Origin of the sequence: Chryseobacterium lathyri (assembly GCF_019970085.1) — a bacterium.
Classification (GTDB): domain Bacteria; phylum Bacteroidota; class Bacteroidia; order Flavobacteriales; family Weeksellaceae; genus Chryseobacterium; species Chryseobacterium lathyri.
In genome coordinates, this window is record NZ_JAHXYG010000001.1 from 622,345 (window position 1) to 643,142 (window position 20,798).

Annotated in this window: 17 protein-coding genes; 6 read left to right on the forward strand and 11 right to left on the reverse strand. The window is 35.8% G+C overall.

Annotated elements, in window-relative coordinates:
* Positions 1 to 180: 180 nt before the first annotated feature.
* Entirely contained in the window at positions 181 to 891 is a 711-nt protein-coding gene (locus LC418_RS02920) for a C40 family peptidase (RefSeq protein ID WP_111954416.1), read from the reverse strand.
* 335 nt (positions 892 to 1,226) lie between these two features.
* Complete coding sequence (locus LC418_RS02925; RefSeq protein ID WP_111954348.1) at positions 1,227 to 3,422, reverse strand: glutamine synthetase III family protein; 2,196 nt, start codon at positions 3,420 to 3,422, stop codon at positions 1,227 to 1,229.
* Positions 3,423 to 3,712: 290 nt separating this feature from the next.
* On the opposite strand from LC418_RS02925, the gene LC418_RS02930 reads away from it, so the two are divergent.
* Positions 3,713 to 5,404 (forward strand): DUF6909 family protein, encoded by a 1,692-nt coding sequence (locus LC418_RS02930; RefSeq protein WP_223558039.1) that lies wholly within the window; start codon positions 3,713 to 3,715, stop codon positions 5,402 to 5,404.
* A gap of 100 nt (positions 5,405 to 5,504) precedes the next feature.
* On the opposite strand, the gene LC418_RS02935 is transcribed toward LC418_RS02930, so the two are convergent.
* Complete coding sequence (locus LC418_RS02935; RefSeq protein WP_223558040.1) at positions 5,505 to 6,884, reverse strand: aspartate kinase; 1,380 nt, start codon at positions 6,882 to 6,884, stop codon at positions 5,505 to 5,507.
* A 247-nt stretch (positions 6,885 to 7,131) separates the two neighbouring features.
* On the opposite strand from LC418_RS02935, the gene LC418_RS02940 reads away from it, so the two are divergent.
* Together LC418_RS02940 and LC418_RS02945 are read left to right on the forward strand one after the other, a co-directional pair.
* Positions 7,132 to 7,602 (forward strand): DUF1572 domain-containing protein, encoded by a 471-nt coding sequence (locus LC418_RS02940; RefSeq protein ID WP_223558041.1) that lies wholly within the window; start codon positions 7,132 to 7,134, stop codon positions 7,600 to 7,602.
* Between the two features lie 160 nt (positions 7,603 to 7,762).
* Positions 7,763 to 9,604, forward strand: coding sequence for a M1 family metallopeptidase (locus LC418_RS02945; RefSeq protein ID WP_223558042.1), 1,842 nt, complete (start codon positions 7,763 to 7,765; stop codon positions 9,602 to 9,604).
* Between the two features lie 224 nt (positions 9,605 to 9,828).
* Here LC418_RS02945 and LC418_RS02950 read toward each other — a convergent pair whose 3' ends face one another.
* The 4 genes from LC418_RS02950 to LC418_RS02965 all read right to left on the reverse strand — a co-directional run bounded on the left by LC418_RS02950 (position 9,829) and on the right by LC418_RS02965 (position 13,739).
* On the reverse strand, positions 9,829 to 10,431 hold the full coding sequence (locus tag LC418_RS02950) for a hypothetical protein (RefSeq protein ID WP_223558043.1): 603 nt from the start codon (positions 10,429 to 10,431) through the stop codon (positions 9,829 to 9,831).
* Positions 10,432 to 10,766: 335 nt separating this feature from the next.
* Positions 10,767 to 11,729 (reverse strand): hypothetical protein, encoded by a 963-nt coding sequence (locus tag LC418_RS02955; protein WP_223558044.1) that lies wholly within the window; start codon positions 11,727 to 11,729, stop codon positions 10,767 to 10,769.
* Between the two features lie 39 nt (positions 11,730 to 11,768).
* Complete coding sequence (locus tag LC418_RS02960) at positions 11,769 to 12,341, reverse strand: DUF6705 family protein (RefSeq protein WP_223558045.1); 573 nt, start codon at positions 12,339 to 12,341, stop codon at positions 11,769 to 11,771.
* Between the two features lie 21 nt (positions 12,342 to 12,362).
* Positions 12,363 to 13,739: a hypothetical protein gene (locus tag LC418_RS02965; RefSeq protein WP_223558046.1), complete on the reverse strand. Its 1,377-nt coding sequence runs from the start codon at positions 13,737 to 13,739 to the stop codon at positions 12,363 to 12,365.
* 144 nt (positions 13,740 to 13,883) lie between these two features.
* On the opposite strand from LC418_RS02965, the gene LC418_RS02970 reads away from it, so the two are divergent.
* Genes LC418_RS02970 through LC418_RS02980 form a run of 3 tightly spaced genes read left to right on the forward strand, consistent with a single transcriptional unit; the run spans position 13,884 to position 15,575 of the window.
* On the forward strand, positions 13,884 to 14,249 hold the full coding sequence (locus LC418_RS02970) for a helix-turn-helix domain-containing protein (RefSeq protein ID WP_223558047.1): 366 nt from the start codon (positions 13,884 to 13,886) through the stop codon (positions 14,247 to 14,249).
* Positions 14,250 to 15,008 (forward strand): type III pantothenate kinase, encoded by a 759-nt coding sequence (locus LC418_RS02975; RefSeq protein WP_223558048.1) that lies wholly within the window; start codon positions 14,250 to 14,252, stop codon positions 15,006 to 15,008.
* 27 nt (positions 15,009 to 15,035) lie between these two features.
* Positions 15,036 to 15,575 (forward strand): GNAT family N-acetyltransferase, encoded by a 540-nt coding sequence (locus tag LC418_RS02980; protein ID WP_223558049.1) that lies wholly within the window; start codon positions 15,036 to 15,038, stop codon positions 15,573 to 15,575.
* A 42-nt stretch (positions 15,576 to 15,617) separates the two neighbouring features.
* Here LC418_RS02980 and LC418_RS02985 read toward each other — a convergent pair whose 3' ends face one another.
* From LC418_RS02985 to LC418_RS03000, 4 genes are all read right to left on the reverse strand, one after another.
* Entirely contained in the window at positions 15,618 to 16,049 is a 432-nt protein-coding gene (locus tag LC418_RS02985) for a nucleoside deaminase (protein WP_111954364.1), read from the reverse strand.
* A gap of 2 nt (positions 16,050 to 16,051) precedes the next feature.
* Entirely contained in the window at positions 16,052 to 16,678 is a 627-nt protein-coding gene (locus LC418_RS02990; protein WP_223558050.1) for a hypothetical protein, read from the reverse strand.
* A 56-nt stretch (positions 16,679 to 16,734) separates the two neighbouring features.
* On the reverse strand, positions 16,735 to 17,655 hold the full coding sequence (locus LC418_RS02995; protein ID WP_223558051.1) for a helix-turn-helix transcriptional regulator: 921 nt from the start codon (positions 17,653 to 17,655) through the stop codon (positions 16,735 to 16,737).
* A 301-nt stretch (positions 17,656 to 17,956) separates the two neighbouring features.
* The gene (locus tag LC418_RS03000; protein WP_223558052.1) at positions 17,957 to 20,305 is read right to left on the reverse strand and encodes a M14 family metallopeptidase; all 2,349 of its coding nucleotides are present in this window, start codon (positions 20,303 to 20,305) and stop codon (positions 17,957 to 17,959) included.
* Positions 20,306 to 20,798: the final 493 nt, after the last annotated feature.

Sequence of the window (20,798 nt, forward strand, 5' to 3'; positions counted from 1 at the left end):
TGCGAGCTAAACAAAACAAGTAGTAAACCCTCCCTTTTTTACGTTACTTATACGTCATTCCTCTTACTGAAGGGGTGGATTTTGTGCAGGAAAAGACAAAGTAGTAAAAAGTGGAATAATTAAACAATAAAAAAGCCATCAGATTCTGATGGCTTCATTATTTAAATCAATTATTTAAAATTAAAAACTTGTCGCTGCGGATGGAGTAGAAGATGCAAGATTATTATAAGCATCTCCGTTCTCGTTGATTACTCTTTTTGCAAACCTGAATTTAGGTCCCCAGTAAGAATCATTCAGCGATGAGATCATTACCCCTTTAGAAGTGGCTGCATGGATGAATTTAATTTCACCTTCTTCAGTTACACTTTCTACGATACCTACGTGAGAGATTCTTCTTCCGTGTGAAAAGAAAATCAGATCTCCTTTCTGAAGCTCACTTTTATCAATGCTTTCTCCTTCCTGAGCCTGAGAAGCTGCTACTCTTGGTAAGCTAAGCCCTGCTGCTGCTCCGAATACAGAAAGAACGAAAGCTGAACAATCAATACCTCTTCTCGTCATTCCTCCGTATCTGTAAGGAGTTCCAAGGTATGTTTCAGCTTCTGTAAGGATATTGTCGATGGTTTTATTGTATTTGACTGCCTTTGCAATCTCAGAATTCTTAATAGCTTTTTTCGCGTTTGCGATAGATGCCGCCTTTTCCGCCAGGAAAGAATCAATAAGTCTTTGCTTATCCTGCTCTATTCTCTTATTATCAATAGAAGCTAGTTTGGCATCTGTTTTGTATTCTTTAGCGTAAGTTGCTGGTTGTGAAACTACATAATTTGTAGCGCAAGATTGAACAGAAACTGTAGACACTAAAGCAACTAAATAAAACAAAACTCTTTTCTTCATATATATTTGATTATCCGTGTTAAAAGGAATATTTATTTTCAAAAGCATTACAAAAGTAGAGATTCCGAGCAAAAGACCCCTGATATGATTATTGTCAGGTTCTTTATTTAACACATTTTAACATATTATTTAAGTATGTTAAAGAAAAACAAACCGCAACCGCCTATTTTTGGCGAGTCTGCGGTTTTTTTTATTAAGATTCTTTAACATAATAAATAGCTTTTCCTTTATTAATCGGATTTCGTGATTTAAAACTCCACTTTTTGTAGCTGTTAATAAATCAAAAAAAATCCCCGGTTTTCCGGGGATTTAACTAATATGGAACTTTACAGATGTTATTTTGTAAATAACATTTCTCTATATTTAGTCATTGGCCAAAGTTCATCATCCACCATCATTTCAAGATCATCAGAAGCTTCTCTGATCACATCGAATAAAGGAATTACTTTGCTGCAGTATGTTTCTGCCTGCTTCTGACTATTTGATACAGCTTTCGCTGCTTCTCTTGCTTTGATAAGGTCCTCAACGCCCAGTTTGATCTTGGAAACGTTTTCAGAGATATTAGTGATTAAGCTCATTTGCTCTTTCGCCAATGTTTTGAATTCTTTATCAGGGAATATTTCTTTAAGACCTTTTACGTTCTCAATCAGTCTGTTCTGATAATTTAAAGCAGAAGGAATGATGTGGTTTCTTGCGATGTCACTTAACACTCTTGCTTCAATATCAATAACAGTAGAATATTTTTCCAGTTTGATTTCGTTTCTTGCCTCAACCTCTCTGTGAGTAAATACTCCGATTTCTTCATAAAGATCAACGAATTTTTTATCCATTTCCTGCTTAAGTGCTTCCGGAGTAGTTTTTAAGTTATTTAAACCTCTCTTTTTAGCTTCTTTCGCCCAGTCATCAGAATATCCATCACCTTCAAACATAATGCTCTTGCACTGCTTGATGTACTCTCTCAATACATTGAAGATCGCTTCGTCTTTCTTAAGTCCTGTTTCAATAAGAGCATCAACTTCTTTTTTGAAATCGATCAATTGTTTAGCAGCGATCGTATTCATAACAGTCATGGATTCTGCACAGTTGGCAGAAGATCCTACCGCTCTGATCTCGAATTTATTTCCTGTAAATGCAAACGGAGAAGTTCTGTTTCTATCTGTATTATCTAGAAGAATTTCAGGGATTTTTCCAACTACATTTAATTTAAGGTCTGTTTTTTCGTCCGGAGAAAGCTTTCCTTCCGTTACTTTTTCCAGTTCTTCCAATACTCTGAACAGCTGGCTTCCGATAAATACGGAAATAATTGCCGGTGGAGCTTCGTTAGCACCTAATCTGTGGTCGTTGCTTGCAGAGGCGATGCTTGCTCTTAAAAGGTCAGCGTATTCGTAAACCGCTTTGATTGTGTTCACGAAGAATGTTAAGAACTGTAAGTTTTTCTTAGGATTTTTTCCGGGGCTTAACAGGTTTTCACCAGTATCCGTTGCTAAAGACCAGTTGTTGTGCTTTCCGCTTCCGTTTACTCCTGCAAATGGCTTTTCATGGAATAAAATATGGAAATGGTGCTTGTGAGCAATTCTCGCCATGATATCCATCAACAAAGAGTTGTGGTCTACGGCAACGTTTACTTCTTCAAACATTGGAGCAAGTTCGAACTGGTTAGGGGCAACCTCGTTATGTCTTGTTGTTACGGGAATCCCCAACTTCATACATTCAATTTCCAGTTCTTTCATGAAGTTCATTACCCTTGTTGGGATAGAACCGAAATAGTGGTCGTCCAGCTGCTGTCCTTTAGCAGGAGAATGTCCCAATAAAGTCTTTCCTGTTAAAACAAGATCCGGACGGGATTGATATAATGCGGAATCAACTAAGAAATATTCCTGCTCCCAGCCTAAAGTAGGAGTTACTTTTGTTACGTTTTTGTCAAAATACTGCATTACATTGGTTGCAGCTTCATCTACAGCATTCAAAGCTCTTAAAAGAGGTGCTTTATAATCTAAAGTTTCTCCTGTGTAAGAAATAAAGATAGAAGGAATACATAAAGTAGTTCCCATGATGAATGCAGGAGAAGTAGGATCCCAAGCCGTATACCCTCTTGCTTCGAAGGTATTTCTGATTCCTCCATTAGGGAAAGAAGAAGCATCAGGTTCCTGCTGGATCAACAGGTTTCCGCTGAATCTTTCAATGGCTCTGCCTCCTTCGATGGGAGTAAAGAAAGAATCGTGCTTTTCTGCAGTAGTTCCTGTCAAAGGCTGAAACCAGTGTGTGTAGTGAGTCGCTCCTTTACTCATTGCCCAGTCTTTCATAGCCACTGCTACCTGGTCTGCAATGTGTCTCTGGATCTTTGTTCCTTTTTTGATAGCATCCATAATAGACTGGAATGCTTCTTTGGTTAAATATTCTCTCATGGTCTCTTCTGAGAAAACATTCTGGCAGAATAATTCTGACAGTTTTCCAGGAACCTCAACAGAATTATCTCTTCTGAAGTCCTTAAATGGTAAAGTTTCTAACGCTTTGAATCTTAAAGTTGACATAATAAGGTTAATTTTTACAGGGCAAATTTACAAAAAAAATGGATTGAAAATATTTTACCCCTATATTTTTTAGGGGTATTTGTAAAATTTATGAAAATCAAACGATGGTTTAACTATTTTTAATAGGGTGATTGGCTGGTGAAAGGTAATGTTTAGCCCTTTAATAAACATCACAATGCATTTTATGATATGCATTTTACAATTCTAAAGATACAAATTTAAACTGCTTGTTAAAAGATACTTAAAATAAGTTGAGCGAAGATTTTGTATATTTGTGTGAAATTTATTTTATGACAAATTCTAGAGCTAGAGAAACAACGGAAGCAATTGAAAGATTGTATATTTCTATGAGACACCTCTTTTACAGAGGTTTTTTTAAACCTGCCGGTGTTTCTGGAGAAAGTATCAGAAGTTTGTTAAAGACTATCAATCCAGAGATTTATGGTACCATGAATATTCCTAATAAAATGGAATTAGATGGTTTGATGTACGTTTTAGACAGACTTCCGGAAGGGATTGAAGAATGTGCGTTTATTCATCTTACATCGGATGAAGGTTTTGATAAAGGAAGTTTCGAACCCATTGTCCCTAAAAAGAGAAGAAGAAACTGTTACAGGATAGATGAGCACCAGATGAATATTGAAGTTCTTTTGGGACGTTCTGAAATTTATGACATTCTTACCCACTTAACATTCTTATTTATAGAAGCCGATAAAGTGAGAAACCTTGCTTTCATTCAGGATGAAAACTGGAAACCTACACGTGCTTTTAAAATTATCGAAGAAGTCGTAAAGGGAGAGAAAAAATTCAGCAGAAAAGAAAAAGAGGTTGCTCTTATTCATTTATCTTCTTTAATAGGAAGAACTTTTGAAGAAACCCTGAACGCTTACAATGCTTTTGGGGATGATGATAATCCAGACCGTTTATTCAAAATCATCTACAACTTAGGAAAAGTAAGTCTGGAAGATGCAAAACAGACGAGAGAAAGAGAGATTCATTTCAGTGCTATATTAAAGGAAAGAGTAGGGCATCACTATTTTGGTGAAAAATGGGCCAACAAAGTGAAAGAGGTTTTATTTGAAAACAATCTTCATATGCGTCCATTGCACATTATTTCTGCCAATATGCATTCCGTGAAAAATATGCTGTACGGAAATGATGCCTTAAAGAAAAAAGACAACAAAGAAGTAGATTACAAACTGTACGGAGAGATTTCTGATAAAAAAGAACTTCGCGACAAGGTTTCAAAATATGCTTTAGAGGAAGGTTTGATTTATATTAATGATAAGAGCGGAAGTAATATAGATGTTCAAATCATTGATTTAAGCAAAACAGCCCTTAAAAACACTCCGTTCAGCGGTATAAAATATGGTGGAGACGATGTGATCATGGTTTTCGACTATGCTTTCGGAGAGCAGGCTTTTGAGGTAATGGATGAATTACTTAGACCTTTTGAGCATAAAGGAGAGGTGTATATGATGAAAGTGAAATCCGTTTCTATCATGGGTAAAGCCGGGATCCTTGCCGGAGGAAAAGGAGACATTATGATTCCTACTGCCCATATTTTTGAAGGAACAGCGGATAACTATCCTTTTGAAAATGCTTTAAAACTGGATGATTTTAAAGATGATGAACTAAAAGCGTTTGAAGGCCCGATGATTACTGTATTAGGAACATCACTTCAAAACAGAGATATCCTTTCTTACTTTATGAACACTTCATGGAAAGCAATTGGTCTTGAAATGGAAGGGGCACATTACCAGAAAGCGATTCAGGTAGCGTCTAAAATCAGACATCATATTGCACCGGATCTGTTTGTATGTTATGCGTACTATGCTTCGGATAATCCATTGGAAACAGGAAGTACACTTTCTTCAGGAGGCTTAGGCCTTACAGGAGTGAAACCTACTTATCTGATTACTTTAAGAATCCTTGAAAAGATCTTACACAGCGGAAAAAAAGAAATTCCGGCTAAAAAATAATTTGATTTTTAAATCATATAAAAACCTCAAATGTAAAATACACTTGAGGTTTTTTATTTTAGACTTCCTAGGACTAATTTTATATGTTCTCAGAAAATGCTTAATTGCATAATGCCTGATTCAAAGCTATAATAGCTTTCTCATAATGCTCCCTTTTTACTACAAACTGCATGTTAACCTGCATGATGGACTGTGCATAACATTCGATATTAATATGATTCTCATACAGGGCTTTTGCCGCACGATATAAGAATCCGGGGGTAGCAATATTGGTTCCCATTGCACAGACTAATGCAACCGGAACTCCCGTTACCTGATAGAAATTTTGTTTGAGTTCCTCCAAAAGCTTTTCCGCGGCATTACTTTCCCAAATCACCATTGTTATTGAGTTTGCGTTTGTAGATTTCAATACGTAACTTATATTATACTTTTGGAAATAGGTCATGATCTGGGCATCATAACCCACTTCACTTACCATAAGCGGATCATGAATTTCTATGGCCAGCATTTTTTTTGATCCGGAAACGATCTCAACACGGGCGTCAGGAGATACATAATTCTTTGATATCAAGGTACCGATATGATCCGGGTCGAATGTATTTTTAATACGGATATTAATTCCGGAGAGTTCTAATGGTTTTGCTGCCTTTGGGTGAATGGCTTCCATACCTATATCAGCCAGCTGGTCTGCAATGATGTAATTGGTCAGTCCTACCGGAACACAGTTTTCTACACCCACGATATTAGGGTCTGCGCTGGATAAGTGATATTCTTTATGAATAACTGCCTCATCAGCCTTTATATCTACAGCGACCTTACTGAAGGTAACTTCGGAATATCCACGGTCAAAAACCCTCATAATTCCTTCAGTTCCTTTAGTGTATCCGGTGGCTACACAAATTACATTTTTAAAATCTATTCCGCTGAATTCTTTTGTAATTCTTTCATCAATAGTAAGGGCTTCGTTATCATCAAATCCGCATAAATCCACAAATTTTGCGTTAATTCCTTTATTGTTGATAATATTAGTAGAATTCCACGCAGAATGGGCTTCCCCAATAGAGGCTAAAATTTCCCTTGCCGCAAGATGAATATCGTGGGCATTTACATATCCTGATGCCAAAACCTTACTCAGGCTGCTAAGCATTGTTTTTGCCTGCTCCACTCTGTTTGTTATAAATTCATTAGCTTCAGAAAGCTGAAGGCCAACATTCTCCAATCCTTCATTAATGGGAATAAGTTTTTGGCATACCTTATCGAGATCAGCCTTATAATCTTCACCGTTCAGAAACTTTTGATATACACCGGGTTCACCTGTTTTTTTATGTTCTAATAGCCAGTTTGTTACATTATTATAGGCGGAGACTACAAAAACCCTATTATAAAATTCTCCCTCCTTTCTTTTTCCAATAATTATATTGTAAAGAACATCCTGAAACTGAGACATGGAAGTTCCTCCTATTTTTTCTACGGTCAGCATTATAAAACTTTATTTAATCTGCGAAAATAAGAAAATTAAGATGATTGGAGATACTGATCTGTAAGTTACCGGTTTAATCTTTTAAAAAATGCTTATACTTTTCATTCAAATTCTAGAACCAGCCTTGTCAAGGTTTTAAACCTTGACAAGGCTCATGAATGATTAGTGCTTAAAATTGTGTATTAATTTGTCTGTGAGAAATTAAAAAAATAAATTAATTATCTTTAAAAAACATAAATTTTAAATAATGAGTTCAACTATACAGTTATCAAAAAGATTCAGGGAAGTCTTGCTTGATGGTTACTGGATCGCCAATACTAATTTTAAGGATAAACTCTCAGATGTAACATGGAAACAAGCCATTGCTAAAATAGATTCTTTAAATACGATTGCTATGCTTACTTTTCATATCCATTATTATATAGCCGGAATTGTTAATGTATTGGAAGGCGGTGAGCTCGAAATAAAAGATCAATTCAGTTTTGATCTTCCGCCTATTGAATCTGCGGAGCAATGGGAAGCGCTTTTAAATAGGCTTTGGACAGACTCAGAAAAGTTTGCATTATTAGTTGAACAGATGGCTGACAGTAAACTTGATGAGGTTTTCGTAGATAAAAAATACGGGACCTACAGAAGAAATATCGATGGAATAATTGAACATGCTTACTATCATTTAGGGCAAATCACATTAATTAAGAAAATGCTGACTCATCTATAATTTGTGTCATTAGTGTTTAAAAAAAGCAAAACCTGCACGCGCAGCTTAACCATCTGGAAGAAAACCCATCTAAAGTTATAACGGATTAAAAAGCCCTAAAATAGTCCCATATTTGAGGCTTTTACACAAATTACCTATCTTTAAAAAAAATAAATTTTAAATGAAAAAATCGGTTGCAATCATTTTTGCGTTTATCATTTCTCAATTTCAGGCTCAGCAAGGAGCTTACTATCAGCAAAGTGCGAAGTACAAGATGAATATTGATGTAAATGCTGAAAAATTTACTTACCAGGGAAATCAGACCTTAGAATACACAAACAATTCGCCAGACGAGCTCAATGTGGTATATTTCCACCTGTACTGGAATGCTTTTAAACCCAATTCCATGATGGATCAAAGAGTTGCAGGTCAAGGTAAAAATGGAGATTCAAGATTGCAAAAAGATGGGACTTCAAGATTAGCTTCCATTCCTAAAGATCAGGAAGGAGCACAAAATATTCACTGGCTTAAACAAAACGGAAAAGATGTGAAGTTTGAGATTCAGGAAACGATCATGAAAGTCTATCTGGCAGAACCGGTTAAACCTAATTCATCTACAAGTTTCACCATGGAATGGGATGCTGTGATTCCCCAGCAGATCAGAAGAAGCGGAAGAAACAACAGGGAAGGAGTTGACATGACCATGACGCAGTGGTATCCGAAAATTGCAGAGTACGATTATGATGGCTGGGCAACATTTGACTATATCGGAAGAGAATTCCATGCCCCGTTCTCGGATTTTGATGTTACCATCAAGATCAACAAAGACTATGTAATCGGAGCAGGAGGTATTCTTGAAAACCCGGCAGAAGTTAAAGGTTATGACACCAATGCAAAAATCAAAGCCGAAAAAGATAAGAAAGCAACATGGAGATGGACTGCAAAAAATATGTTGGATTTCGCATGGAGTGCAGACAGAGACTATGTTGTAAAGAGTTTTGACGTTCCGGAAGGGCCGAAAGTATTTTTAGTATATCAGCAGAATGAGAAAACAAAAGTTTGGGAAGAAGCACAGCCTTATGTCATCAAATATTTTCAGCTGATGAACAGCCATTTCGGGAAATATGTATATCCTACCTATGCTTTTATCCAGGGTGGTGATGGCGGTATGGAGTACGGAATGTGTACGATGATCCTGGGAGAAGCTAAGGATATTAAAGGTTTAATGGGCTTAATGGCTCATGAAGGGGCACACTCCTGGTATCAGCAAATGCTGGCAACCAACGAATCTGTACGTCCGTGGATGGATGAAGGATTTACCAGCTATGCAGAAGGTTATGTGATGTATCAGCTGTTTCCGGAAGAACTTCCGAATCCTTTTGCCAATACCGTGAATGCATACAGAAATTTCGTTAAAAAAGGAATTGAAGAACCTGCCGTATGGCTGGGGGACCACCATGATAATGGGACTGCTTATACCTATGCTTCCTATGTGAAAGGGGAATTATACCTCGTACAGCTAGGCTACATTATGGGTGAGCAAAAACTTGCCGAAACCTTAAAGCAATATTATGACCAGTGGCATATGAAACACCCGTCCGACAGGGATTTTCTTCACATTGCACAGAAAGTTTCAGGAATGGATCTGAAATGGTTCCATAATTACTGGATCAACACCACAAAAACCATTGATTATGGAATCAAAGATGTGAAGTACGATGCAAAATCCACAACCATTACTTTGATTAATAATGGACAAGTTCCTATGCCTGTTGATTTCAATGTGATGACTGCAGATAAAAAGATTGTTACTTATCAGATTCCTTTGAATATGACCCATGCATGGAAGGAGAAAGATGTTTACGGCGATTTTAAGACGATGCCTTACTGGCCCTGGACTCAGAAAGAATATACGCTGACAATTCCTTATACGAAAGCTCAGCTGTCTGTTTTAGGAATAGATTTCAGCCAGAGAATAGCAGATGTCAATACGGATGATAATATTGTAGAAGTAAAGCAATAGATTATACAATTACAATAAAAACCCACAGAAAGTTCTGTGGGTTTTTTATTGTATTAAAGTCTTTCACTAAGTCTTTCAATTTGAAACCTGATGTCGAAATCACATATCTTTAGAAGCCTTCACGATTGACTTGCGAAGCAAAATTCACGATTCACAACCACATTATTACCGAAAAACCTCTCATATCTGAGATCTGAGATCTGATGTCTGAAATCCAAATACCTTTATTTTATCCCAAACTGCAGGACCATCCAGTGATTAGGATGATTTTTTACAAGATCATTTCTTAAAACCTCATCTTTTGTATTGAGGTAGCGGTATACTTTTAAAGGAACTGAATCCGGATATTCTTTTAGCCCCTGATCTACTGTAGCTTTAGCATCTTCTTTCTTTCCTCCTCCGTCTAGGGCTTCAGATTTGTAGATATAAATAATAGCAGGTATTTTTCCATAAATATCTTTGGTTTCATTCTCTAATAATTTGATAGCCTCTATCTGGAATTCTGTATCAGGTGCCTTTCCGACCATAGAAGTGCGGCTGAGATGCTGCTGATACATCAGGAACAATAACAGGATATGAAGATTTTTCGTATCTGGATTGGAGGCCATTTTTTCAATTTTCTGAACCGTTTCCGGAGTCATTTCGTCATTTTCTGCCTGCAGGCTTTTAGTATAAAACTCGTCAAGAAGGTCATAAACAGCCTTGTCGTTCCGGTCAATCTTTGATTCCTGTTTTATTTTAAGAAATATATCTTTTACCTGGTTTCCGCTCTGGGCAAAAGTATTCAGGCTAATACAAAAGATTACAATCAGCATTAATTTTTTCATGGAAGCAGGATAAAAATATTTTCAGTTTTAAAGGTAATTAAATGTTTCCAATCTTCTAAATCTCAGGCTCAGGTTTTTTTAATATATAATGTCATTCCCTTAAATAATTATCTGCTTCCCACGCTTGAACGAAATGACCATTAAAAATAGTATAAGTAATCTATTTTTCATAATCTGTGATTCAAGACAAATGCTTCCGAAGAGACATTGCTTATTGCATAGTAAAGATTAAATCTTTAGTTTCAGGAAGATAAATTTTTGTGTCCAATGTTGGAGGGCATTTTGCTGCCGTTGTAACAATATTATCTGGTCAATATTCTGATGAAATTTTTGCATTATTTATTCTTTCCAGAAATCTCTTTCCAAAGTTTTACTAAATCTTCTGCAAATCTTCCCATGATTGGAATTGCTTTTCCATTCTCTATTTTATAATATTTTTCAGGGAATTTGATTTTTTTTAATTGAGCAATTTGGTCTTTAGATGGATTTTTATTACTTGTTAATAAATCAAAAGCTACTGATTTATCAAAGGTAATGTTTGTTGGAACGAATTGATCAGATTTATAGTAATGTTCTACATAAGTATCAATAGGAGCTGCCCATCTTCCATCTTTTGTTTTATATACAGGGAAAAAATAATCTTTAATTAAATCACCACAATACTCTCCAACAAAAATCAATATAGTTTCATAATTTCTAAAGTCATATTCATACTGGCTATTATGATCATACACCGTAAAAAAGATTGATGAATTGGGATAATGATCAGAAAACTCCTGCTCAATTTTATACTCAGCTTTATATTCACTATCCAATGACAGACCACAGTATTTAGATTGATCAATAAAGGTCACCTCTATTCTTTTTCCTATAAAAGCATATAGTTTTGATGGGATTTTTTGATCACATTTTTTATGCGGAACACAAGGTGCAGGTGCTAAAATTACTTTTATATTATTTTTAATTATATCCGCAACTTTATATTTTTGCGTTATATATCGACGCTTATAAAAATATAATGTATCAGTAAGTTTTGCTGTTATTGTATAATTTCCATTGGGAAAATCTGGTGAGGTACTAAAATTTTTCACCAATTCCTCATACTTATTCCAGTTCTCACTTTTAAATTTTTCATCTTTAAATGCTTTATCTCTAAATTTTCTTATAGTATCATTAACAACAATTCCAATAATATTGTTAATTTTTAAAGAGTCTTTAGCAATGCCTCGCACAGTTACTGTTTGAGATTTATAAAATGTAGTAGCTAAAACTATACAAAATAAAAAAATGGTTTTCATATTTCATCATTTTAAAAAACCTCCCATTGGAGGTTTTATTTATTGCTTGGTAAAAATTAAATCTTTTGTTTCAGGAAGATAAATTTTTGTGTCCAAAGTAGGAGGGCATTTAGCTGCTGTTGTAACAATATCATTAGGACGATATTGCCAAGAGATTTGAGTTGAATCAATTCTCTTCAATTTAATTTCTCCAAAACCTACATTACAATGAGTTCCTCTATAAACAAAAGTAATAGTATTTTCAGTAGGTTCAGTGCCAATACTAAATATAGAGGCAATGTCTAAATTATTATTCTGCGTATCTTGTAGAATAGTTCCAGAAGAATTTTTTACAATATACTTTATTACTAAAGCATCCCTGTAAAATTGTTTTGATGATCGTTTTTGTAGCTTATTTTCCTGTTTAGTAAGGAATAAAGTAATTTCATTCCCATTGAAGTTAGTTTTATAAGTTCCTATATATGGAGCTAATTCATTATTTGTATCTTTTATATAAGCACCATTCGGAATATCTAATAAAGCAGTGTTGAGAGGCAAAGTTTGAGCTTTACAAGACATCAAACTTAAGATTAATGCCAATGCAAGTAACATTTTTGATTGTAATATATTCATATTGTTTTTATTTTAAATTGATTAATTAGGACAAGGCGTTCCTGTAGGCGTACCATTACTATCTAAGGTTACAGTATTGACAGTTCCGTTAGCTTCCACTCGCTGTAAATTTACTTTTCCATCAAGTTTCATCACTTTTAATGTATTAAAAAATAATTTTTCTAATCCTTTCTGATTGAGATCTCCAGAATTTTTTATATAAGTTGTTCCATTTTTAGATTTACTTTTTAAGTTATCTATAATTTCCTGATAATCATCAATAAATTCGTTCATATCTGCTTCTGTATACACATGGTTCCCTCCTGTTCCTAAATCTGAAGCTGCACCTGTATATTGAATCACATAATGTAGTATATTCTTTGGATCAGGACAAGTATTACACCATTCTGCAGCTATCATGCCAAGATATGCATTTCCTACACCATCCTGTAGACTTTGTGCTGCTGCAAACCCCAATAACGCCTGAATATCCGGCGGTGAAAACATATGGGTTCCTTCCGCTGTATGATTATGATAGCCACCATAAGAGTCAGTAACATCATTGAATACCACTTTATGTGCCCCAGTTACATCTGCAGGAGCCAAAGTCCCATCTTTCTTTTCTTTAAAACCAATTTCTCCGGCATTTACATCACTAAGAGTTTTAAGTGCTTGGGCTTTTATAATATTAATACCCTGCTGTACATCCGGTTTATTTAGGTCGTTTTTTGTTTTCTCACAAGGATTAGTATTGGCCGTGTTACTAGGATAAGGATATCCACCTCCTCCTGTACCCCCTCCTGTACAGTCTTCCTCTAAACAGTCACCTGGTGTGGTAGGATCTGTTAAAATAGGACCGGTAGATGTACATCTAGTTTTAGTGTATACATAAGAAGCTATTACTTCTCCGGTTGTTTCATTAGTCCATGTCCAGGTAGCGGTTACGTTATAGCATTCCGATTTTGAGGAAATTCCATCTCCGCTTCCACTTACAATGTTTCCTTTAAGCTGGCTTCGGTCTTTAAAAACCAATACATCAAAAAAGTCATTAGAGCTTTGCTCGTTTTTTATTTTAAAAAATACCCTGTCTCCTCTGCGCTCTGCAGTAAGGACGAAATTTATCTTTCCATTTCTGGAAATAGGAACTTCCAGGAAGCTTTCATCAAATGTACCCATAGTGAGGGCATAGTCCCAAAGTACATTTCCGTATTTGCCGGAGAAATAGCTTTTGTTGGCATACTGATCAAAAATTTTTTTGACATTCCTGATGTATTTCTCATCCTCTTTCCATAGGCTCTTATTGGTATATTCTTGAGACACCGGATCTGGCGAAGCTAAAGTTTCATCATGAATACAGGAGTACAGCGAAATGCTGAGGGCTATCAATAGAAATAGCCGGAGAACTAAATTTTTTCTCATAGATTGGTTGTGTTTTTAAGTTATTAAATATATAAAATAATTCTCTTCACATAGAGAATTATGACAAACCTAAAATATTTCCCTATATGCATAACACACTTTTTCGGAAAAATTATTACTTTTACGAAAAATATTTTTACTATTATGGAAAAGATTATCAAAAAGATTGCGGAGATCCGTACCAGAAAAGGCTTTTCTTATGAGAATATGGCTCACGACCTGGATCTCAGTACCTCAGCATACAGGAAAATAGAAACCGGAGAAACCAAACTTACGGTAGAAAGACTGGTTGATATTTCTAAAATCCTGGAAACACCTCTTGATGAGTTTTTAGATACAAATTCACAAAAAAATTTTAATCAAGAAAATAATGATAGTGCAAGTGGTTTTCAAGGATTTGATTATAAAACTTATTACGAATATTCTGAGGTTTCCAAAAAATTGATTGAAGTTTACGAACAGCAGATCAAAGATTTAAAAGCAGAAATAGAGCAACTGAAAAAGAAGTAAATGAATTCAATTGTAATCAACGTAGGGAACAGCAACATCAGATTCGGACTTTTCAATGGAGACAACTGTGATATTTCATGGGTGATCAATACAAAGCCGTACAGAACGGTAGATGAGCTGTATGTACAGATTCTCATGCTTTATCAGACCTACAAAGTAGAACCGAAAGATATCAGTAAAGTCATCATAGGATCTGTAGTACCGCAGCTTACCAAGGTCATGGGTTCGGCGATCAAAAAGATCCATGGTATTCAGCCTGTGATTGTAGACCGGTCTACGCCTTCGGGTGTTCAGGCAAAATCCAAACAGATGGGAACGGATATTTATGCCAATCTTGTGGCTGCCCATAATCTTTACCCAAACCGGAAGAAGATCATCATAGATTTTGGAACGGCTCTTACGGCAAGCTGTGTAACGGAAACCGGAGAGACATTGGGAGTAATCATTGCCCCTGGAATTGTAACGTCTTTAAATTCATTGATCAGCCAAACTGCCCAGCTTCCTGATATTGAGCTGAAAAAACCTAAATCCGTATTGGGTCTGGACACGGTAACCTGTATGCAAAGCGGCATGGTATACGGATTTCTGGGAATGGTAGAAGGTTTTATAGACCGCATCAACGATGAGGTGAATGACGACTGTTTTGTAGTCGCAACGGGCGGTGTTTCCCATGTTTATAAGCCTCTGACGGAAAAAATTCATGTAATGGACAGGCTCCATACGCTGAAAGGGCTTTATTTTTTAGGAAAAGACTTATAGGAAAACTTCAATGAACCAAAACGTATTATGAGAAAATTAAAAGAATTCCCGGCAATAGAAACGGAAAGATTAATTCTTTCCCAGCTGAAGGAAGAAGATCTTCCTTTTGTAACTGAATATCTTCAGGATAAAATTTTCTCAGATGTTACGTCCAATATTCCTTATCCTTATACAGGGGAACATGCTAGGTTCTGGATGAAAATGTCCCGGGAATCCTTTGAAAACAATACAGGATATACTTTTGCAGTCCGAAATAAGGAAGGACAGATTTTAGGTGCCATTGGTCTTCACGACAGGGATGATGACAAAGCCGAGCTTGGCTACTGGATGGGAAAGCCTTTCTGGAACAAAGGATATATCACCGAAGCTGCTATAGCTTTAATTGATTTTGGGTTTAATGAACTACAGATTAATAAAATCTATGCAACTTATTTTTTAGACAATCCGGCCTCCGGAAGAATCATGGAAAAAATAGGGATGGAAAAAGAAGCTTTGCTAAAGCAACATCTTAAAAAAGATGGCAAATACATTGATGTCATGATGTATTCTATCTTAAAAAACAAATAATGATTGAGTCTTTCGTGGAAGCGGGCATCAAATTCTAAAATATTATCTTTTGCTTTTAAAGAATTCTTTAACGATCGTTGAGCACTCATTTTCCATTACTCCGGTTACCATTTCTGTTTTGGGATGCAAAGAAAGGTGTTTGTTGATAAATCCTCTTTGCTCATCTCTGGCTCCAATTACGACTTTGGAGATCTGTGACCAGGCCAAGGCTCCGGAGCACATCACACAGGGTTCAAGGGTTACATAAAGGGTACAGTTGATCAGATATTTCCCACCCAGAAAATTAGCGGCGGAAGTAATGGCCTGCATTTCTGCATGGGCAGTTACATCGTTTAATGTTTCCGTGAGATTGTGAGCTCTTGCAATGATGCGATTATTGGAAACAATGACACATCCTATGGGAACCTCATCTTTTTCCAGTGCAGCCTCTGCTTCCTGCAGGGCCATTTTCATATAATATTCGTCGGTAAACATTTTTAATCTTCAATAGTTAAGGTTAAAGGAAGCCTGAGGTAATACCTTACCGGATCTCCTTTGCTAACTGCCGGAGAAAATTTCTCCGAAACGGAATACAGTGCAATTTCAGCCTGTCTGTTGAAGGTGAAATTATCTCCCTGTGCGTGTACATTGCTGATACTGCCATCTTTTTCAACAATAAAACCCACATTTGTTTTTACTGTTTTGGTTTCAGTATAAACACCTCCGGTATAGAAAAGATTGGCAACTTCCTGTCTCAATGTATTAAATCCGCCAGGATAGTCAGCAGATTTATCAAAAACAGCAGTTTTCTCAATAGTGTTTTCCGATATGCCTTTTGGACTCTTCAGGGTCTGCAGGTCTTCAAGGTTTCTTACTTTCAATAAAGCTCCTATCATGGCTACGTTTTCAATGCTGTCCATCTTTTTCATGAAAAGCATAAAATCAAGTTTTATATTGGCTTTTCTGAAAGAATCTGCTTCCGCGTCAAACTTCTTTTTAAATTCTGTATTCAGCATATTCCTGTGATGGTTATAATAGTTTTTAACCTGCCGGAATTCTTCCTTCTGCTGCGAAAAACAGAAAGAGTAAGTAATGCAAAACAGACAAAAGATTAAAGCTTTCAAAAGAGTATATTTATGTAAATATAATTAAAAAAATGAGAACTTTTTATCCTTTGATATCAGCTTTCGAGATAGCGGTTCAGAGATTCCTGGAGATGGGTCCGGATGTCATCAACTAAACATTTCGGTTCTAATACGGTCACTTCTTTTCCATACGAAAGAATCTCCTGCATAAAATCATAAGTAGGGTGGAGGAAGAACTCAAAATAAATCTCTTCCGGTGTTTCTTTGGTTTCTTTCTGAGACTGGTGAAGCGGAAAACTTCTGATATACTCTCCCTGATGCCTGCTGCATTTCATAATGATCTTCTGAGGATTTTGTTCTGCAAGATTCATAACCCCGAATGCATTTTTGAAGTGCTCTCTGAAATTGTAGTTATACTTTTCACGGAATTTGCTGTCGCTCACATCCAGATAATTGACCCTATCTAACCCAAATGATTTTAAGGTCTTATCCTTGGTATCTATGGCGATAAGATACCATCTGTCCTTCGATTCTTTCAAAGCCAGGGGATGTACTTTTCGTGAGGTCATGACTTTGTTTTTGTAGTTATAATGCTCAAAACTAACGACTCTTTTATTACGAATGGCGAAGAAAAGATCATAAAAATGTTCTATCCCTGTAGGTTTTCTGCTTTCAAAAAAGATAAAATCTGAAAAGTCCGGGTGAAGATTCAGGGCATTGCTTACCTGAAAGGATTCCAGCAATTTCTGGTTGTATTCATCCACTTCCATGATCGGGCGGCTTTCAATATAATACCGGTTGTCTCCCTTTTTCTTGTTATGAATGGAGAGGTTAAAAAGATCGGAAATTTCACGGATATCTCTCTGCAAGGTACGTATAGAGTAGCTCTTGATCCCGGCATCCTGGAATTCAAAAGAGTTTAAAAGATAGTCTTCCAGCTGGGAATAGGTAGCCGGAGAACTTTCTAATCTTTTGATAATTAAGGCATATCGTGTCAGATAAAAATCTTTTTTCATTCGTCTGTATTTTATGCAGCTTTTCACCGCGTTTCAGGGTAAAATTTTATAAGACAAATATATAGGCTTAATGCGACAAAACGTGTCGTGTTTTATTTTTTATAAGAACTTACCTTAAAAAATCTTATATATACCTTTAGGCTATATAATTCTGACAAATAGATGTCAAATTAATGGATGTTAAAGAGCGGAAAAGTTGCTCTCAACATTGATATTTTGTGTTTAGTAGTTTTTGAAGTTCAAAAGCACCTATCTCGACAGGTGCTTTTATTATTTAAAGTTATATTTTAGGTATAAGTCACTATGTCCTACTGTTATAAAAATCAACAGCATATTTACCCAAAGAATAAAATGTATTTACATATGTTTCTATACTTCTTGTAATAACATTACTGTTAAAGGATGATGGATCTGTTGGGTTGTAAAAGTCTCCCTGATCTGTCTCCATTGTCATAGCGACTACTTGCTGATTCCCCATCCAAGCCTGAGACATTGGGGAACTGCCATCAATATCGGAAAAAGCAAGTAGATCTTTATTTGCCAAATAACTGTATCGTTTCCTTGTTTCGGCATCTAATCTGTCACACAATGAATATATGGCATTTTGAATTGTATTAAATGATGATGCAAACCAAGCAGTCCGATAATCAATATTTACTCCCGATCCAAAATTATGGCAATCTATATATAATACCGTGTCCGTTTTGATGGAATTAAAAGTATCCCTTACTAATTGTGATTCTTTTTCACTAAACGGTGCAGTACCTTTATAGGATTGTGAGCCAATGCCGCCGTCTGCATATTCAGCCCATCGATAATCAAAGTTTCTATTAATATCCACGCCGTTATGATTCCATCTCACTGACTCTGTACCGCCAACATTCCCAATATTCAAAGCATACGGATTAACCAAAGGAATAAATGTCCAATCATAATTAGTGCGTAAAGCATCTATCATTTCATCTTTATTGGGGTTTTCAAGCAGTAATTTAAAAAATAAATAGGTGGTATAAACCGCTAATTTTTCGCCTCCGTGTATACCTCCACATACAAATATGCGAGGCTTCCTACGTCTTTGCGTTGGTGGTGTCTTCCTGTTAAATGAAATGTCAATTCGCAAAATATCATAAGGTGTTGGCCCTTCTGTTTGACCTATAACTGTTTTTGTCACGTTATTAGAAAAAGATGCTATTACATTGTCATACATTGGATAAAGAACACTTGACGTAAGAGTTAAAGGATTGAAAGCAGGATAAACTGGAGCGCTCCAATATTTGATCCCGAAATTATCGACTGCAAATTTATTCATTTGCCGTGTGTCCTTTTGAGATATGGGAACTCCATTTACGCAATAATTTTTCAGTCCGGTTACGTAAAAACTAGCAAACGAACCGCTATATCGATAAGTAAACAAAACCAAATGATTCAACAAAGGAGCAGATGTTTGATTTTGAACAATGATTGTACTATTTGTTTTATTATAGAGCACCACACCGGCTGTTACAGCGGAAGGCATATCTATACCCACAGTTGAAGTAGGCAAACTTATCCTCCCCACAGTTGTATTCCCAGTGTCAATTATTGCGCCTCCGGAAATAATTATCTTACGATTAGCTAAATCAAAATTGATGTCAGAGTCATTTGTGTTTAGAATGGCAACCTGTTCATTTATCGTATAAATAGTGGATGGGAGCGGCTTGCTTTTTTTAGTTTCATTTAATAATTGATCATACTTACTGGCACTAACATTTTTTAGAATGTATGTAAAATCAAGGCGATCCTGTTCAGTAATAATGTCCGTTGGGTTATTCTTTTCAAAAACGATTCTAACCTGATTAGTGGTTGCATTATCTACTGAAAACTCATTTGTGGTCACATTCTGGTTGGCGAAGACCCCATCCTTGTAAAAAACAACACGGGATATTTTATACCCTGATTTTTGACTAATCAAATAGTTGCCGGTAACTACAGGAATTAAAGCTGTTCTTATTCCTGTATCAGAGGTAGAATTGAAGCCATTATTTACCGCTATTCTTCCGGTTTCTGTCACAATACTCTCGCCTAAATTAATTTCAAAACCATTGTATTCTGATATAATCCTTGCAGATGTTTTTGTGTTTTCTACGATATCATTAAATGTGATGGACTCGGATGAGTAGCAACTAATTTTGATTGCATTTAATTCTGTTTGAGTGACTGTTTGTGTGTTGTTAATGTGATATACAGAAACCTTCCATTTCTTTGCTGTTGGAGGAATGGTTGGAGTAAGTGTTTTTGCGTTTATATCTTGTTTTGAAATAAAAACATTTGTAGCAGTGTAATAAAAAATTGTTTGAAATAACATATCACCCACCAGTTCAATTTGGCTTGCATAAAGGATATCTAAAAAGGAATCCGTCCTACCTCTTGTGGTTGATCCTGTAGGAAATCCAACAGAGCCCGCAAGCGCCAAAGCCCCAACTTCCAGAGTTGGATTAATGTAATCTTTAAAACTGCTGTTTTGCTGAATAAGTTGATCACTATTTTGAATTTGGTTTAATGGGATTAAATCATTTTTATGCCAGTAAGCATCCAGCCAGGACCAGAAATGCTCTTGTGTGGGCTTGTCTCCATTCTCGAAGTATAGTTTTAAGTCTTCTTTTGTTTTCATAATAAAATTAGGTGATTTTGTTTGTTGTATTAATAGGTAAGATTATAAAAGTCTTATAATAGAATTTTTTCAGACGTTCAATTTGTTTTTGAAAATGTCTAACTGTATTCCAAGCTTAATTTATATTTTTCTTGTCTTTACAGATTTTTAGACATAGTTCTGACTATCCATCATTTTGTAAATGGTAAATTCAAAAGCTTAAAATTTTAAAGATTGTTTTTTTGTGTATTTGTTTCTACTTCAAAAGTAGTTCGGGAAAACGACAAAACTTGACGTGTTTTATTTTTTTGTGGGAAGTTTAGTAGAAAAATAATAAGCCACAGTGTTTCTGTGGCTTATTGATTATTGATCAAAATATTCTTTTCCTTTTCTATCCACCCAGCCTTTTTTACCATCCGGAGTTTCAAACCTGGCAAAATATTCTATATATGGCTCAAGTTTTTGATATTTCGGTTCAGTGCCTATGTTAGGATAGAATGTAGATAGTCCGTTT